The sequence below is a fragment of the Exiguobacterium sp. N5 genome, from assembly GCF_025842465.1.
In the GTDB taxonomy this organism is placed as follows: Bacteria; Bacillota; Bacilli; order Exiguobacteriales; family Exiguobacteriaceae; genus Exiguobacterium; species Exiguobacterium profundum.
The window spans coordinates 1-17,812 of record NZ_JAPAEP010000004.1; the positions used below are offsets into that span (position 1 = coordinate 1).

Sequence of the window (17,812 nt, forward strand, 5' to 3'; positions counted from 1 at the left end):
TCGTCTGCCGCTCTTGGCGACTAAATGATAATAACATTTAATTCATTTTGATGTCAACAACTTTTTCGTTTGTTCAACGTTTGTCGCTGGCAACAGAGATAACTATATCACCTGCTTTTTGATCTTGCAAGCATTATTCTAAAAAAACTTTTAAATCTTTTTCTACATCATCCAAAGTTCGAATCCCAACTCCTTAGAATCCCAACTCCTTAATGGAAGAAGGAAGAATAAATCACTTTAAAGAATACACTTATATCTAAAAACGACTATAAACCTATAAGGAGTCAACCAATGATGCAATCTGATCTACAGCGTCCTAAGAAACGTTCACCGCTCAGAATATGGTCCGGTACCCAAGTATATACGTTAAAGAGACGACTTGAATGGATGACGGATAAACGAAAGTATGTTTCAAAACGAAATACTGACCCGATGCCATATCTGATCCATACACACCGCACTCCTCTATATCGCCAACTCCGAGATGTCGATATGGAAGTTCAGCATAACAAGGTTACCAATCTGAAGATTGCAATTGCCAAACTGAACGGCTCTATCCTGACTCCAAACGACGTCCTCTCCTATTGGAAGATGATCGGCAAGCCAACGAAACGTAAAGGATACGTCGACGGAATGATTCTCCATTACGGAAAAGTCACTTCAGGAATCGGTGGTGGTCTATGCCAACTGTCGAATCTAATCTATTGGATCACCTTACATAGCCCCTTGACCGTGACCGAACGTTATCGTCACAGCTACGATGTGTTCCCAGATTACCGACGGGATCAACCTTTCGGGAGTGGTGCGACATGTTCTTATAATTATCTCGACTTACAAATCACAAACCAGACAGCACAAACGTATCAACTCCTTCTATATATAGAGGGAGATCATCTCGTCGGGGAATGGCGTTCGAACATCCCGAATAAAGAACAGTATCGTATATATGAAGAAAACCATCATTTCACCCGTGAATGGTGGGGCGGGACGATTCGACATAACCAGATATTTAGAGAAGTCACTTCAATGAATGGTATACATCTTCGAAACGAGTTCATCACAGAAAATCATGCGATCACGATGTACGACCCATTCCTTCCTGAAAATACTGCATACAAAAAAGCCGACTCTTAATTACAGAGCCGGCTTTTCAAATGAACTTATGCGTGTGGCAAGAACATGAAGTATGCTAAGAAGATGATCAACATCCCGTACATGATCGGATGAATCTCTTTCGTCTTCCCTTTTGCAATCATCATGAGTGGATAAAGGATGAACCCAAGTCCGATTCCTGTAGCGATTGATGACGTCAATGGCATCATGATAATCGTCAAGAAGGCCGGGACTGCAATCTCGATCTTTTTCCAATCGATATCGAGAAGTGCCGAAGCCATGAGCACTCCAACGATGATGAGTGCCGGAGCCGTGACTGGCGCCGTCACGACTGCCAATAATGGCGAGAAGAACAACGCTAACCCGAAGAATAATCCTGCGAAGACAGCTGTTAACCCTGTACGTCCACCAGCAGCGACACCCGCTGACGACTCAACGTATGAAGTCGCTGTAGATGTTCCGAAGATTGCACCTGCTACCGTTGCAGTCGAGTCCGCCAACAACGCCTTACTTGCACGCGGCACTTTGTTTTCTTTCATGATGCCCGCTTGACGCGCTACCGCGACGAGCGTTCCTGCTGTATCAAAGAAATCGATGAAGAAGAACGTCAAGATGACAACGAGCATTTGAAGCGTGAAGACATCACCGAAGTTGATGAAGGCTTGACCGAATGTAGATGACATACTCGGCGGCATGGATACAACGTCTGAGATTGCTGTCGGAGTTGGCACGAGACCGAAGATCATCCCGACAATCGCCGTCAACAACATCCCGATGAAAATACCACCTTTTACATCGCGCGCCATGAGCAAGGCACTGACCACGAGACCGAATACCGCGAGAAGCGTTGTGCCCGTTCCGAGCGAACCAAGACTGACGAGTGTTGCTTCATTCGCGACAACAATGCCTGCGTTTTTCAAACCGATGAAAGCGATGAAGAAACCAATCCCTGCAGCAACCGCCATTTTGAGCGGAGCCGGAATCGCATTGACAATCGTTTCGCGAATTCCTGATAACGTCAATACGATAAAGAAGAGACCTGATACAAGTACACCTGACAAAGCCGTTTGCCAAGAAATACCCATCCCGATGACGACGCTATATGCGAAGAACGCGTTAAGGCCCATACCTGGCGCAATCGCAATTGGGTAGTTCGCGAGAAGTCCCATCGTCAATGAACCGACTACCGCGACAAGACCTGTCGCCACGAAGACCGCTCCTGTATCCATACCCGCTGCCCCAAGAATGTTCGGGTTAACGAAAAGAATGTACGCCATCGCGAGGAAAGTTGTAAATCCTGCGATCAGTTCCGTGCGGACACTCGTCCCGAGTGCTGTGAGTTGGAAGTAACGATCGATCCGACTCGTTGTTGATGGTTGTTGCTGTTCTTGCTTGAGCTGTGTGCTCATTTGTTTTCCTCCTTGTGCTCGCCGTAAAACGAGAAAAGGTCCCCGGCAAATGACCGAGGACCCCACGCGAAACATACGAGGGCATACACCCTCATCTATGTCTCGCCGTAGTGAAATCATTTAAGGTGATTTCGTAGAGACTCTCGGGCCATATCCCCGACATTATACGGCAAAATATTTTATAATTGTTCGGTTATAATAAGAACGTTCTTATCGTATCAGCGTAAAAATAGAATGTCAACTAAATTCACGGATTTTACATCGATAAAAAACGTTAATGTTCGGTTTTAAGACAAAACAGAGGGGAATCCCCCTCTGTTCCGCTTATTCCCATTCGATTGTTGCAGGTGGCTTAGACGTGATGTCATACAGCACACGGTTAACGTGGCTGACTTCGTTTACAATCCGGACAGAGATCTTCTCAAGCACATCCCATGGAATACGTGCCCAATCAGACGTCATGCCATCAATTGAAGTGACCGCACGGACACCGACAGCATAGTCGTACGTACGCTCGTCACCCATGACTCCGACCGAGCGAATCGGCGTGAGCACCGTGAAGTATTGCCAGATGTCGCGTTCAAGTCCAGCTTTCTTCACTTCGTCACGCAAGATCGCATCGGATTCACGCACGATTTCTAACTTCTCTTCCGTGATTTCACCAAGGACACGAATTCCGAGACCTGGACCTGGGAACGGTTGGCGCCAAACGATATAGTCAGGAAGACCGAGTTCTGTACCGAGTGCACGGACCTCGTCTTTAAAGAGCGTGTTGAGTGGTTCGATTAACGTGAAGTTCATATCTTCCGGCAACCCACCGACATTATGGTGTGATTTGATCGTTTGCGCTGTATCTGTGCCGCTCTCGATGATGTCTGTGTAGAGCGTCCCCTGTGCGAGGAAGTCCATATCGATCAGTTTCGATGCTTCTTCATCAAATACGTAGATGAACTCGTTTCCGATAATCTTACGTTTTTGCTCAGGGTCCGAGACACCAGCCAACTTCGTCAAGAAACGTTCTTGTGCATCGATTTTGATGACTTTCATGTTGAATCCGTCTGCGAACGTCTTCATGACGCTATCCGCTTCCCCTTTACGAAGGAGACCATGGTCGACAAACATACACGTCAACTGGTCACCGATTGCGCGATGAACGAGTGCGGCCACGACAGAAGAGTCGACACCGCCCGAAAGCGCACAAAGAACTTGCTTATCGCCAACGATTTCACGGATTTTCTCCACTTCGAGGTCGATAAAGTTTTCCATCGACCATTCGCCTTTCGCACCACATACTTCATAGATGAAGTTTTTTAAGATGTCGTTTCCGTACTCCGAGTGACGAACCTCTGGATGGTATTGGACACCGTACATTTTCAACTCATCGTTTTTAATTGAAGCGACCGGGCAAGACGGGTTCGTTCCATCGACGATAAATCCTTCCGGTGCTTCCATGACGAGGTCACCGTGGCTCATCCATACTGTATGTTCGACTGGAAGACCGTTATAAATCGCTGATGCTTCCGGCGTCGAGAACAATGTCGCTTTTCCATATTCACGATGAGCGGCACGTTCGACACGACCGCCGAAGTGATGTGTCATGAGTTGCATCCCGTAGCAGATCCCGAAGATTGGAATACCCAGTTCAAAGATCTCTGGATCACAACGATATGCGCCTTCCGCGTATACGCTGTTCGGTCCACCCGAGAAGATGATGCCGATCGGGTTCAATTCGCGAATCTCCGCAGCCGTCATCTTATGTGAATGCAACTCGCTGTATACGCCAAGGTCACGGACACGACGTGTGATCAACTGGTTATACTGACCACCAAAATCAAGCACCAAAATCATTTCTTGTTCTACTTTCACGAAATCTCCACCTTTCTGCCTTCTCCTCAAAAAAAGGACGCGCCTCTCCCCCAGATTATCCAAACCGAAGAAGAAGCACGCCCTTTTCTTTGTATACGAAACGTGCTCCTTCATAGTCGGTCCATTTACGGTGGTCCGGTAGAGACTCTCGCGCCAATTCACGAGTATATACGAAGGAATGCCATGTTCAATTATCTAACTAATGCGTCTATCTTACTTGATGCATCTCGTCACTTCAACTCATAATTCGACGAATCATGATTTTCCAATATTCTTTATATTTTGAATTTGGCTCTTGTTCTGCGTAAACAACTTGCTCAAACAAAGCCGTCAGACGGGTCATATCATTCGTTTCATAGTAGGCATCGACCTCTTTGGCGAGTTCCGAAGGCGTACGTCCATCAATTTTAAATCCGTTCGCACGCAGTCGTTTCATCAAATAGCGGTGCATCGATACGAGACGCCCATCCGTGAGCGGACGACTCATCCACCAGACATACATGATTTGACGCGCGATGATTTTACGATTCCAAACGAGGATCACCACGAGGAAGAGAATGACAATCCATCCCCACACGGGCATGTTGCGCGCCTCCTCTTGAACATCACCTGTCGTCACATCATCGATCAACAAATCTTCTTGCGGACGGTTTTGCGTATCGTTGTCCTGATTTGCTTGGGGATCGTTCGCAGCCGGTGTCGTGTCTTCCGTATCCGTTTCTCGTTCCATCTGCAATAAGTTGGCGTCCGAGAAACTGATCGTCGCTTCTAACGGGACCCAGCCCGCGCCTTCAATGAAATACTCGACCCACGAGTGGGCGTGACGATTTCGAATCGTATGTTCTTCTTCGCCTTGAACGACCCCTCGTGTGTCACCCATCGTAAATCCTTTTACCCAACGCGTCGGTATGCCGTTCGCACGCAACAACACGGCAGCTGACGTCGAGAAGTTATCGCAATACCCGATTTGTGTGTCGAACAGGAACTGGTCAACATAATCTGTCTCCCCTTCCGGTTGTGCCACATTTTCGGTGTCGTATTGAAATTCTCCATTTCGGAAATAGGCTTCTACCGCTTCCGCCTTCTCGTTCGGTGTCTCACTCTCCGCCGTGATGTCAGCGGCTAAATCTCGTACACGCTCTGGCAACGATTCCGGTAGCTGTAAATAGACCTGTTGTTCTTCTTCCGTGAGCGATGTGATCTCTTCATTCAATGCCAGTTGTTCTTCAGAGAAAGCCGGGACACTATAACGAAGTTGGATCGTCCGCGGAGTCGATTGTTCCTCATTTTCAAATACAATCTTTCCGGACGGTTGCATCGTAATCGTCTCGTTCGGGAAAGCCCGTTCGATATCACCGACTCGAAATTCGGTACCGGACTCTGTTTCGATAGCTTGCGGATATTCTCCACCATAAGGAACAAACGGTTGTCGGCGCTCAAAACGTAACAATGCCTGTTCCGGTGTCGTATCCACTTCCGAGTCCACTAACTGACCACGATTGTAGTTAGAGTCCAGGACTGGTGATTCGACCCAACCTTTCCCCGTATAAATCGCCTTGGATTCGATACGCCAATAGCGTGCCGGCACGCCGCGAGCGATGAAGACGATGCCGTCATCCTGTTCGAACGGACCACCTAGCGATTCGTCGTTCACTCCATACCCAACTCGACCCGGGCCACTCCCATCACCTTCCGTCGTCGCATTCCGAAAACTCGTAGTGATACGGTCAGACCAATCGCCTTCAAGCGTGGGTGAAGCACTTGCGAGAGCCACGACGACACTGAGGAGTAGTCCGATACTGACGAATCGGACGAGCGATTGACTCGGTCGTTTTGCCAAATCGGTGACAAATAGTAAGAGGAGCGATGTGACGATGGCATACAGGATATTGCCTTCCCCGTCATACAACGTCCACGTATCAAAATAGGCCATGATGCCGAGAGTCGACACAATCATCCCAAGGGCAAAACTATAACTTGGATACGTTCGTCCGACGAGCACAGCAAACAGTAAGCCGATCAGCGCCATGGCAGAGAAGAAAATCGCTTCATTCGGAAGCTCACCGCTCATGACACCCATCAAATCTTCCATCCATAGACCAAACCAGTCCAAAATACTGCCGTGATAGGCATACAAGACGATGAGGAAATTAAGAAGCGAAATCCCAAGAAAAGCTGCCCAAGGCAGAATACTGGCAAACATCGGCACGATGAGCAGGAAGTAAAACGGCCACGTCACATCGAACGTCGTACTTCCAACAATCGGCTCAATCCAGAACGACAACAAATAGGCGGCAAGCACCGTATAGACGATTCGGGTTACCCATGTCTTCATACCGTCACCTCATTAACTGCCGTGTAGAGATGATAGCTACCCTGTGTCTCATGCATCAACTCTCGAATGGACGTCGTTTCAAAAGGACTGATCAAAATCAAATCTCCAGTTTGTTGAGGCAGTTTCTGTTTCACTCGTTCGACGAGACGCCCCTCAGCTTCTGGCGTTGCGGTCAACAAGTAATGACCGACTTCTGCACTCTGGTCAGGAAGATGGAACAGTCGCACCTGCTCTTCAATGACGTAGAGCTCAAACGGCAGATTTTTTCGTTCTAACTGACGAATCGCTCCAACAAGTAAGGATAGGGAACGTTCAAATGCCTCTTCATACCCGGCAGAGACGGCTGGTACGAACACGAGTGAAAGCTTCTTCTCTTGTTCTTGGTCAAACGTCTTGGTCATCAAGTTCCCTCGGCGTGCGGATGCCTTCCAATCAATCCGTCCGATTCGGTCTCCTGCCGCATACTCCCGAACCCCGCTGGTCGTATTGGCCACTTCGGTATATGTCCGCATTTGACGATATTGCTCCCCACGACCCCCGACATGTTCGTCTCGAGGTAAATCAAACGGCAACTCAGCGGGTGACACCTCGACGACTGTCTCGAGTCGTAACGTCCGCTTCCGGTCGAACAGACCAAATACGTCACGTACATGTAGAACGGTGCGGTCAAAGACATGAATCCCACGCTTGATCGCCTCGACCTCATAATGGACGACTTCTGCTTGTCGGAAAAAACGGTCTACAGGCACGACAATCGTCTTGTCTTCATCCGTCAAACGTTGTGGCAATCGCTCCTCTAACGTGACCATCCCAATCAAGAAAGGGTACTTCCGTTCAATTCGTAACTCGACGTCCATTGTTTGTCCAGAAACAAGTCGCTTCGTTGTCACACGGCGCACCACATTTGCCGCCGTGACCGGATAAATCATAAAGAGTGTCCAGTAGACGGTCAACACAGCGAACGACCACCATAAGGTCGAAGCGACGATACTGCCTTCGATGCGGGCAAATGCATACAATCCGAATGCCGCCGCCCATACAACGAACAGCTTCATCCAGTTTTTCATACTTCATTGACCTCACGATCCATCGGGACGGGCAACGTATCCAGCCAATCTTGAATCAGCTGATTCGGTGATTTTCCTTTATACCGTGCTTCTGCTGTCAAGAGTACGCGATGTCCGAGCACACTCGTCGCCATCGCCTTCACGTCATCCGGCAAGACGAAATCGCGATTATGGATATACGCCCACGACTGTGCCGCTTTCATCAACGCCAGTGTGGCTCGCGGACTTCCTCCTAAATACGTATGCGGATCTTTTCGAGACTCATGCACCAATCGCACAATGTACTGTTTGACCGCACTCGACACATGCACGTCTCTCACTTCACGTTGCATGAGTTCGACTTCTTGCTTCGTAATCACGCTCTGAAGCGCCTCGAGCGGCTCTTCTTTTTCAAACCGCGACAATAATGCAATCTCTTCATTGAATGTCGGATAGCCCATCTCGATTTTAAGTAAGAAGCGATCCAACTGTGCTTCCGGCAATGGATACGTCCCTTCATGCTCAATCGGGTTTTGTGTCGCCATGACGAAGAAAGGTGAGGGTAACACTTTCAATTCCCCGTCCACTGTTACACTTCTCTCAGCCATCGCCTCAAGAAGAGCCGATTGCGTTTTCGGTGAGGTCCGGTTAATTTCATCCGCTAAAATGATGTTACCCATGAGCGGACCTGGTCGATATTCAAATTCCCTCGTTTTTTGGTTGTACATCGAAATCCCGGTCAAGTCGGACGGTAGCATGTCCGGTGTGAATTGGATGCGCTTAAAATCTAAGTCAATCGCTCGGCTGAACGTACGGACGAGCATTGTCTTTCCGACTCCTGGTACGTCTTCAAGCAGCACATGCCCACCTGCTAGCAAGGCAGTGAGACTTTTTGCGATGACTTCTTCTTTTCCGACAATCACGGTTTCAATAGCAGTAATAATCGATTGGACAGTTGGACGGTACATGACGGACTCCCCTTTTTCTCTGATCTAGGATGACTGAAAGTTAGAATGTTCTGACTTTATTGTGACACAAGCGAGTGTCGGAAAGAAAGAAATACCGCACCCAAATGCGCTTCCTATTTCTTTACCCAAAAAACGTGTCCGTTCTTTAGAAAAAACGGGCACGTTTATCGATTACTCTGGACGCTTCACGTCAAATAGTTCCCCAAGGGTCGCATAACTATTGCCGGCCATCCGACTGACAGGCGCAAGCCGTTTAGCATCGATGCGTCCTTGAGTATATAACTCTCGGTCAATATGGAAACGGACAATTCGCGCAATCAATAAATCGGCAGTCGTTTTTCCGTCATGTTCGATCGGCAAGTGATGATGGAGCACACATTCAAATCGAACCTTTGCCTCCTTGACTCCTGGCGTCGAAATCACATCACTCGGTTGAAGCGTAAAGTCTGTACGAGACAGCTCACTCTCATCTGCCGCAAGGTTGGCGGCCGTCTCGTTCACGTTGATGACGTTCGTTTCATCTACGACATGAATCACTAGTTCATTCGTACGGAGTGCGTTACGCGCCGTGTCTTTCATGACGCCATCTTTTCGTTGAACTGAGACGGAGACGAGCGGAGGGTTGGATGCGACTACATTAAAATAGCTAAACGGGGCGGCGTTAATCACGTCCCCATTTTGTGTTGTGACAAACGCAATCGGTCTTGGCACAATGCTGCCAATCAAAAACTTATATGTGTCTCGTTCAGTCAAGGCAGACGGTTCAATTGATAACATAGACTACACTCCTCGTTGTTTTATCTTAATATCAAGGTAATCACTTCGTTAAATAATGTCAACGCAAAGCAGGTTGCCACGTGTACATTTCATGTATTTTGGGTAAATCGCATTATGTGAATCTATTTTAATGCACGTTGAATAAGCAAATTTCTTCATTTTCCCTTCCCGGTCTCATAGAATTCAGGGCAAGGAAAAGATGACCTATCGTTTTTTATGTTCAAGGAAGGAAGTAGAACGAATGATCAGCAAGTGGATTGAACAATTGAACAGTCGTCAAATACTCAGTATTTTATATAGTGTCTGTGGATTCAGTCTGGTTTTAACCTTGATTGGAGCCTGGTTCGTGCGTGATGGGAATGTCTCTACTCTCGAACTCAATACTCTCCGATGGATTTGGATGATTGGGCTCGTCATGTTCATCAGTGCCATTTTATTGATCGGACGCCCGCTTATCAAACGGATGGCTGACCAGAATAGCAGACTGAAAGCGAAGAAAGAAAAGCTCGAAACCGTGTTGAACGAATCCAAATTAAACGAAATCAATCTTCAATATCGCAATGAGTTGATTGAAGTATTGGCCTCGAAAGAATCACTATTCGATTACTCTTCTGTTATTGAAAAGATTGTGTTGCTTACAAAATCTGAGTTCGGTGCCCTTTTACTCACAAAAGACGGAGAAATCACGTCTGTTGTCCCGAAAGAGATGACCGAAGATCAACAAGAAAGTCTAAAGAAAGATTCCCTTTTGCTTAAACGAGTCATGATTTCAAAGTTACCGGCCGCCACTTCTAAGCGGGTCGTCGATGCGTTACACACGTATCCATATTATATCTATGAGACGGTCATCCCGATTATGGACCCATCAGATAATAGTCTCATTGGATGTCTCTATTTGGCTCGTTACGATGAACAATACGATGCCAGTGAAAAATCGGAATTGAATGCGTTCGCCGGTCAACTTGCCATTTCACTTCTCCGCATGCAGCTTTATCGCCAGATGCAACAGGATCGGAAAGAGACGGCGCAACTAATCAATTCTGTACGTGAGGCCATTTTATATGTGAACTATGAAGATGACACTATCGTCGGCAATCGCGCCTTCATCCGTATGTTTGATGATTTACACTTTGACTATAAGGGATACGAAGAACTCTCTGCCATTGACATCGATATCGAACAGCTGGCGGAACGGGTCGATCAACATGAACAGTTTGTCCGATACTTCGAACGCGTCTTCACGCAAGATCCGCCGGAGGATGGGCTCACGATTTCAATCGACCAAGGCGATTGCTTCATTCAACTTTATGCCGAAAGTGTCTATCGAGACCGCAAACTCCGTGGAACGATGCTCGTCTTACGTGACGTCACGGCCGAAACAGAAATCGATCGGATGAAATCCGAACTCGTCTCGACCGTCTCACATGAATTACGGACACCATTGTCCTCGATTTACGGATTTACTGAACTGATGCTGTCACGAGATTTGAAGGAAAGTCGTCGTGAACTGTATTTGAAGACAATCCACGATGAAGCGAAACGACTCTCGTATCTCGTCAACGATTTCTTGGATCTTCAAAAAATGGAGTCTGGAAAGCAAACGTTCGAGTGGGAACCGGTCGATTTATACAAGCTCGTCACAGACAGTGTCGCGTTTTATCAGGAGACGACGGACCGGCATGAACTATTCATCGATGCCGATACCGAACAAGACTTTATTATCGATGCAGACTTAGAAGGGATGCGTCAATTACTCGGTAACCTATTAAGTAACGCCATCAAATATTCGCCAGATGGCGGGAATATCCTTGTATCGCTCGAACGCGTAGATGAAGAGGTCGTGATGAAAGTGAGAGACCATGGTATGGGAATACCGAGTGCCTCGCTCCCTCACCTCTTCGGGAAATTTTACCGCGTCGATAATTCGGACCGTCGAAAAATCGGAGGTACCGGTCTCGGTCTCGCAATTTGTAAAGAAATTGCCAAAGCCCATGATGGTCAACTCCATGTCGAATCGGTATATGGGGAAGGAAGTACATTTATCTGTGAACTCCCAACCTCAAAAGAACACATTATGCAATAACACGGTCCAAACGACCGTGTTATTTTTGACTCTTTTTTTCCTAATTTGGAAGGAATCCTTTTACAGAATATAGAAAGGAAAGAAACCGATTCATTTTCGTAGATGTAGGTTATCCTATCCATTTATTTTTGCACGTTTTAAGTCGAAAACAAGATATACTGAATATAAAGAGATTGCTAGGATCGGAGGACTTGCCATTGGATCATCGTGACCCACCTTTTTCAGAAATTGGAGATTTTAATCAATGGGGACGTTTCGAGATTGACGTGCCTCACATGGGGGAGCAAGCGAAGTTTCAAACTGCCGCTGCTTTGATTCGGAAGCATGTGCCATTGCGGCTTGGTGGTTTTTACATTGTTGCGAGCGAAGAGGAAATTTTGCATAGTGGCTCTCATGATGCGAATCTTCAAAAACATTTGATTCATCTATTACAGCAGGTCCTTAACGGTCATATAGAAGACGAACGCCTCGTTCAAGAACAAGTGTGGACTGTGCATTATTTTACAACGCCATAAATGACTCTGAGAATAATTTATCTCATTAAGAATGACGCTCGAAGAGAGCGTCATTCTGCTTGTGACATAATTGAAATTACTTTTTCGTAATAGTCTGTTGCTTGCTTGTATTTTCCATTCTCTCTTAGCTCTTTCGCTAGCCAAAGGGCATATTTTTTTGCATATACGTACTCGTCGTGATCTTCAAAATAAGTTACGGCACTTTTTAGACTCTCCATGAGCTTTTGCGGATTCTTATCTTTAAAATGGTTCCAATAAACATTAAAGTGCTGATTAAATTCCTCAACCGCTTCATGTTGTTTCATCAATTCGTGCCCTGTTTCTAACCAATCTAAGACACCTTGTTCATTTTCCTGTGTTGCATTTACCTCTACTAATGATAAAACGCTGAATAGCTTACTTCTGATGTCCACTTTGTATTCAAAACTCTCCATGAAGTACGTAAGCGCCTTATCTTGTTCTCCTAACAACGAATAGATCTCTCCTATATTGTTATAAAGCATCCCATAATAGTTTCTTAAATCAGTTGCATTAGCGACTTTTAAGGCTTTTTGATTATAGGAGAGCGCATCTGCGTAGCGTTTTCGTCTTTTATAAGTCAATCCAATCACCATATGACACTCTATCATTCGCTCCAAGCAAAAATTCTCTTGAAAATATTTCAATGAAGCTTGAAGATTTTCAAGAGCCTGTGTGTTGTCGGTAAAACGGAAATATAACGCACCTGTAATGTAACGAATATCTGCAGCTTCCCAATCAGGTATTCCTGAATGAGGTAATTTATTTGTTATTTCTTCAATTAATTTATATGAAAGTTCTTTTTCGTTTTCTTGAAAATATTGAAGTGCCTTCACTGTGTAATATCGAATACGATCATCAGGCGAAAGTTGGTCTTCAATCCATCCTACTTCAGTTACATACTTTGAATCACCACCTGGCATGACCCCAAAGCGGGCCAATGTAACCATAAGAGTTGTATACACCGATTTTGACTGTTTTACCGCAGGGTGATTCAAATACTTTTTAATTTCCCCTTGTTTGTCAAGGTCTTTCCGAGTAAGAATTGCTTCTTTCAAAATTTCCCTGATTTCTATGATAACTTTCTCTGATTGGTAGCTAAAATCATGATATAAAGGTACTTCAATTTCAAGCCGTTCAAAAAGAAGTTCTAGGACTTCCTCGCTAGCAGATGTTTGATTATTTTCAATTTTACTTAGGTAAGAAATGGAACATATTCCTCTTGCTAATACAGATTGTTTCATATTTTTTCGCAAGCGTTCTACTCTAATTAAATTTCCATAGTTATACTCCATTATTAGTAGTAGCCCCTTTGCCCTATTTTCGAACTTCACTTATCAATCATTAATGTGAAGTGCTTTCAGGAAATTCAGACTTTAATATTCAACTTAATCGAGATTTTCAAACAAAATTTTCCCAACTCAAACTTATCCATCATCACAATTAATCATGATAAGATTTAACTAGTCAATCAATAGTGATTTGGACTTTAGTTCTACTTTTTCAATTAAGATGAATAGTTTGTAGGAGGTGGATGGTTAGCATGGGGAAACTCAGTTTTTTACTCGCTGAAGATTATATTAAACCGAAAATCTACTTTAAGTCGAAATCTTCTAAACCGTCTGCGGTTGTAGACCATTCATATTCGAAAGATGACTTAAATCATTTCGAAGGATTAGAAAATTTGACACAATTATTATCTTCTACTAAAGGCTTTATTGTAAACGCATTTCAAATCGATTACTATCAACGTCTTCCGAAATTAATTTCAAAAACGCTAAAAGCAAATCGTTCTTTTAAAAGACTTTACATTTTAGGTCCAGAACTATCGTTGTCAATTTTGAAAAGAAGTAGCAAAACTTCTTATGAAACACAACTTCATGATTATGAGTTCATCAACGTCGAACAGGATTCAGATTTGTTATCTAAACAATGTGAAACGCTTTTGAGCGAAGGACATATTTTGTATATTCTTCCCGAAGCGTCTGTATGTTGGCGACCTAATTCATTAGAGCAACTACACAAAGTTTGCACCCCACTTTGTAGTACTTTATTAAGTCAAACTGTGAACGTTCCGATTGTAGCGACTTTAATGATAAACGATTCTGATAAAGTGACTATTTTCGAACCAAGTTTACCTGAAACCTATTCAGGAAACTTGTTCGATTCTGTTAAAGAACAGTCTGAAGATATCTATCAGCTTTTAAAATCCTCGGATCCCATGTAAATCACCTTATCGAGATTGGCATTAATTTTTTCCCATATAAATCATTATACAACGGAGGAATTAAACATGAAAAAGTTAGCTGGATTTTTCTTTATTACAACTGCAGTGCTTTTACTCGGAAGTTCATTTAAACCTTTTGCAGAAGAAAGACCACGTATTGTAAAAATCGAAGAACCGATTACTATAAATGCCGAAGAAAGACCACGCATTGTACAAATCGACGTACCAGCAACCTTTAGTAATGAAAGTATGCCTCGCATCGTTTAATCTGATTTACTCCAGACGCCTTGTGCGTCTTTTTTTATTTTGAGAAAAAAGGTAAATGAATTATATATTCCCCTCCATTTTTTCCTTTTTACTTATATAATAAACAGGGACAACCTAGATGCACTCTCATACGCCGCCCTTGTCACTAGTTTAATGAATAAAGGAGTTTGAACATTGAATGAAACAAAATCATCATGGAGTTTAAAGCTGTTACTCAGCTCTTCACTTGCAATATCCGGGGCAGCAATCGTCCCGTTCCAACTGGATTCATCTGGTATTCAATCGACTGTTGTTGAAGCCGCCTCGACCTATACCACTACCGCCAACTTAAATCTTCGCTTAAGTGCAGCCACTTGGAGCCCTGTCCTGTTGACCATTCCATCTGGCTCAAGCGTCACGTATATCAGTACATACGGTTCGTGGTACAAAGTCAGTTATGGAGGCAAAACAGGATATGTCTCTTCTCAATACGTTACGGTCTCGAACACTTCTGCTTACTATAAGACAACAGACCGATTAAATATGCGTCTTACTGCCGCTTCATGGAGTGATGTCGTCACCGTGATCCCTGCCGACGCGACCGTCAAGTATGTCAGTCGCTATGGGTCATGGTACAAAGTGACGTTCAATGGAAAGACGGGCTACGTCGCTTCTGCTTATTTAACAGCTACGAGTGCTCCCGTCCCACCTTCGGACTATTATAAGACGACTGCCAATTTAAACCTGCGTCTCAGCGCCGCTTCATGGAGTTCTGTCGTCACGACGATTCCGTCGGGTGCGACGGTCAAATATGTGAGTCGCTACGGGTCATGGTATAAGGTCACCTATAATGGAAAAACCGGTTACGTTTCTTCTGACTATTTAACGGCGACCACAGCTCCTGTAACCCCGTCTGCTTATTATGAAACGACCGTGAACTTGAACATGCGCCTTAGCGCGGCCTCTTGGAGCAATGTCTTAACCGTCATTCCGGCCGGGTCGGTCGTCAAGTATGTCAGTCGTTACGACTCGTGGTATAAAGTCACATACAATGGGAAAACCGGTTATGTAGCATCCGAGTACTTGAAGCCTACGACTGTCACGACACCAACCGATACAGACGGAACTGGTAAAACGGTCGTCATCGACGCAGGGCATGGCGGAAACGACCCTGGCGCTGTCTACGGATCGGTTTACGAGAAAGTAATTGCACTTGATATCGCGAAACGCCTTGCTGGCGTCTTATCGAGCACATATGACTACAACGTTAAATTGACTCGCTCAAACGATACGTACCTCTCCCTTGACCAACGTGTGTCACTCAACAAATCTTATAAAGGGGATGTGTTCGTCAGTCTTCACGCGAACTCTTCTGTTTATAACACGGCTCATGGACATGAGGTACTCGTCCCAACGTCAGATAGCTATACGACAAACCCTTACGTTTCTGCCAGCCGTAGTCTCGGCTCAAGTATCAATAAAGAGATCGCTTCACGGATTTCCACGATTCAAAACCGTGGGGTCAAGTATCAAAATGTATACGTAGTCGGACGTAACGTGTCACCTTCTACCCTTGTCGAATACGGATTCATCAGTAATTCAAGCGACCGCTCACATTTAACGAGTACGACATATCGTCAACGAATGGCTGAAGCAACGGCATCCGGCATTCATCAATTCATGCGATCTTATTACTAAAAACAAGGAACTTAGCACTCAGCTAAGTTCCTTGTTTGATATTGACCCGCCAAATCATATGTGATGCCCCGGGACCCCAATAATGTTCGAGGATATGAGATGGCTCACCCAATCGTTTTTGCCAATAGGCTTGGGCGCTCGGGAATCCGGCATCTAAATAAAAGACGTCTTTCCCTCGATCCGAAATTTCACGCATCATTTCTTCTAACAAGTATTGTCCGACACCTCGCCGCTGCATACGAGGTGACACATAGACACTCCCTAGCTCGATCGCACCACGCTCAATTTGTATGTTTCCTGAGATGATATCATTCGGAGGTAGTAACGCCCCTGCTCCCACAATGATTCCGTCTTCTTCCACAATGTACAGTTGAACGGTGTCATCATCGAAATGATCTTGAATCGTCGTGTTCAGACGTGCCACTTCTTCATCGAGCAAATCGGCATCTTCAAAACGCTCTCGTCGAATCAAGTCACTCAGACTCTCCATAAACAAGCGCTGCAAGGATCTCAAGTCTGATTGTTCGAGTGCGCGAAAATTCAAGACGTCCACTTCCTTTTCTTTTTTGTCCTACTCTTTACCCTCACGCATTCGTTGCGTAACACTCGGGTACGAGGGAATCATTTCCTCGAGTGGCTCATAACTCAATTTACCGTACGTTTTCCAAATGACTAAAATCGCAGCGGTCCATAACGTGATCGTCAAATGAATAAACCCGATTGGATAACCACTTTCCGCTTCGAACCCGACCATCACGAACATTACGTTGAACATCGTATGCATGAGAAAGGCCGACCATAAATTGCGCGACGAACCGTTGTATACCCAAGTCATGATGATCGTATATGCCATCACGGCTAAGCCATACGCCCAAAATGACAAATTCGCCTGTCCTGTTCCAGCCATGAAGAAGAGAGGAATATGCCACATCGCCCAAAGGACCCCGAGTGACAGGCTAGCTAGAAGTGGAGAGAGTCTTGATTGTAAGGCGTCCAGCAAATAGCCGCGCCATCCATACTCTTCCTGCAACGTCCCTCCGAGAACTAGCATATAGAGAAAGTATGGGACGACCCACCACGGTTCGCGAACGAGTAGGGCACCGCTTCGATCCGTCCACCAATACGCTACGAGAAATAAGAACGGCACCAACAAAAAAGGAATCGCATACGCCTTCCAACTCATCTGGAACTGAATGCTTTTCCGAAGAAGATGTGTCACCCCTTCCCCGCCCCGAAGTCGATACATCGTGAGAAACCCTGCAATGCTTGGACCAAACGCCCCTAAAATAACGATGACCATGATTGGCAAATCGGTCCACCAGTACAAGCTCCCCCATATGAACCATGAATAGCCGAATGAGACCAATAAGAAAAAGTTGATGTATTTGTTTTTATACATAATCAGCACCCCTTCAGCAATGTAGTACCCGTTATTTGATTGGAAGAATAGCATTTGAATCTTTTTGTATGTAATTATAATTGTTCGGCATATAATGAAGTGATGAATGGAT

15 protein-coding genes and 2 riboswitches are annotated in these 17,812 nt (G+C 45.2%); of the genes, 6 read left to right on the forward strand and 9 right to left on the reverse strand.

Annotation, left to right across the window (positions count from 1 at the left end; all coding sequences use genetic code 11):
- Positions 1-291 precede the first annotated feature (291 nt).
- The gene (locus tag OKS35_RS13555) at positions 292-1,134 is read left to right on the forward strand and encodes a VanW family protein (RefSeq protein WP_264093242.1); all 843 of its coding nucleotides are present in this window, start codon (positions 292-294) and stop codon (positions 1,132-1,134) included.
- Between the two features lie 26 nt (positions 1,135-1,160).
- Here OKS35_RS13555 and OKS35_RS13560 read toward each other — a convergent pair whose 3' ends face one another.
- The 6 genes from OKS35_RS13560 to OKS35_RS13585 all read right to left on the reverse strand — a co-directional run bounded on the left by OKS35_RS13560 (position 1,161) and on the right by OKS35_RS13585 (position 9,514).
- A complete protein-coding gene (locus tag OKS35_RS13560; protein WP_251030967.1) occupies positions 1,161-2,522 on the reverse strand; it encodes an NCS2 family permease in 1,362 nt (453 codons plus the stop codon).
- An 88-nt stretch (positions 2,523-2,610) separates the two neighbouring features.
- Positions 2,611-2,712, reverse strand: a riboswitch (purine riboswitch).
- 134 nt (positions 2,713-2,846) lie between these two features.
- Complete coding sequence (guaA, locus tag OKS35_RS13565; RefSeq protein ID WP_318841975.1) at positions 2,847-4,370, reverse strand: glutamine-hydrolyzing GMP synthase; 1,524 nt, start codon at positions 4,368-4,370, stop codon at positions 2,847-2,849.
- 111 nt (positions 4,371-4,481) lie between these two features.
- Positions 4,482-4,582, reverse strand: a riboswitch (purine riboswitch).
- A gap of 41 nt (positions 4,583-4,623) precedes the next feature.
- Complete coding sequence (locus OKS35_RS13570; protein WP_264093244.1) at positions 4,624-6,723, reverse strand: transglutaminase domain-containing protein; 2,100 nt, start codon at positions 6,721-6,723, stop codon at positions 4,624-4,626.
- Entirely contained in the window at positions 6,720-7,790 is a 1,071-nt protein-coding gene (locus tag OKS35_RS13575) for a DUF58 domain-containing protein (RefSeq protein WP_159563475.1), read from the reverse strand. The genes OKS35_RS13570 and OKS35_RS13575 overlap by 4 nt, the downstream gene beginning before the upstream one ends.
- Positions 7,787-8,737, reverse strand: coding sequence for an AAA family ATPase (locus OKS35_RS13580; RefSeq protein ID WP_074034693.1), 951 nt, complete (start codon positions 8,735-8,737; stop codon positions 7,787-7,789). Before OKS35_RS13580 ends, OKS35_RS13575 begins: the two co-directional genes overlap by 4 nt.
- A gap of 171 nt (positions 8,738-8,908) precedes the next feature.
- Entirely contained in the window at positions 8,909-9,514 is a 606-nt protein-coding gene (locus OKS35_RS13585; protein WP_015880695.1) for a flavin reductase family protein, read from the reverse strand.
- A gap of 241 nt (positions 9,515-9,755) precedes the next feature.
- On the opposite strand from OKS35_RS13585, the gene OKS35_RS13590 reads away from it, so the two are divergent.
- Together OKS35_RS13590 and OKS35_RS13595 are read left to right on the forward strand one after the other, a co-directional pair.
- Positions 9,756-11,597 carry an ATP-binding protein gene (locus OKS35_RS13590; RefSeq protein ID WP_214784853.1) on the forward strand — a complete coding sequence of 614 codons (1,842 nt, stop codon included), beginning with the start codon at positions 9,756-9,758 and terminating at the stop codon, positions 11,595-11,597.
- Positions 11,598-11,794: 197 nt separating this feature from the next.
- The gene (locus OKS35_RS13595) at positions 11,795-12,112 is read left to right on the forward strand and encodes a hypothetical protein (RefSeq protein WP_074034697.1); all 318 of its coding nucleotides are present in this window, start codon (positions 11,795-11,797) and stop codon (positions 12,110-12,112) included.
- Between the two features lie 50 nt (positions 12,113-12,162).
- On the opposite strand, the gene OKS35_RS13600 is transcribed toward OKS35_RS13595, so the two are convergent.
- The gene (locus tag OKS35_RS13600) at positions 12,163-13,425 is read right to left on the reverse strand and encodes a tetratricopeptide repeat protein (RefSeq protein WP_196431511.1); all 1,263 of its coding nucleotides are present in this window, start codon (positions 13,423-13,425) and stop codon (positions 12,163-12,165) included.
- Positions 13,426-13,673: 248 nt separating this feature from the next.
- Here OKS35_RS13600 and OKS35_RS13605 point away from each other — a divergent pair, with 248 nt between their 5' ends.
- The 3 genes from OKS35_RS13605 to OKS35_RS13615 all read left to right on the forward strand — a co-directional run bounded on the left by OKS35_RS13605 (position 13,674) and on the right by OKS35_RS13615 (position 16,301).
- Positions 13,674-14,357 (forward strand): hypothetical protein, encoded by a 684-nt coding sequence (locus OKS35_RS13605; protein WP_196431512.1) that lies wholly within the window; start codon positions 13,674-13,676, stop codon positions 14,355-14,357.
- A gap of 66 nt (positions 14,358-14,423) precedes the next feature.
- A complete protein-coding gene (locus tag OKS35_RS13610) occupies positions 14,424-14,624 on the forward strand; it encodes a hypothetical protein (protein WP_196431513.1) in 201 nt (66 codons plus the stop codon).
- A gap of 174 nt (positions 14,625-14,798) precedes the next feature.
- A complete protein-coding gene (locus tag OKS35_RS13615; protein WP_264093245.1) occupies positions 14,799-16,301 on the forward strand; it encodes an SH3 domain-containing protein in 1,503 nt (500 codons plus the stop codon).
- A gap of 22 nt (positions 16,302-16,323) precedes the next feature.
- Here the strand turns inward: OKS35_RS13615 and OKS35_RS13620 are convergent, their stop codons facing one another.
- On the reverse strand, positions 16,324-16,845 hold the full coding sequence (locus tag OKS35_RS13620) for a GNAT family N-acetyltransferase (RefSeq protein WP_264093246.1): 522 nt from the start codon (positions 16,843-16,845) through the stop codon (positions 16,324-16,326).
- Between the two features lie 27 nt (positions 16,846-16,872).
- The gene (locus tag OKS35_RS13625; protein WP_264093247.1) at positions 16,873-17,700 is read right to left on the reverse strand and encodes a CPBP family intramembrane glutamic endopeptidase; all 828 of its coding nucleotides are present in this window, start codon (positions 17,698-17,700) and stop codon (positions 16,873-16,875) included.
- Positions 17,701-17,812: the final 112 nt, after the last annotated feature.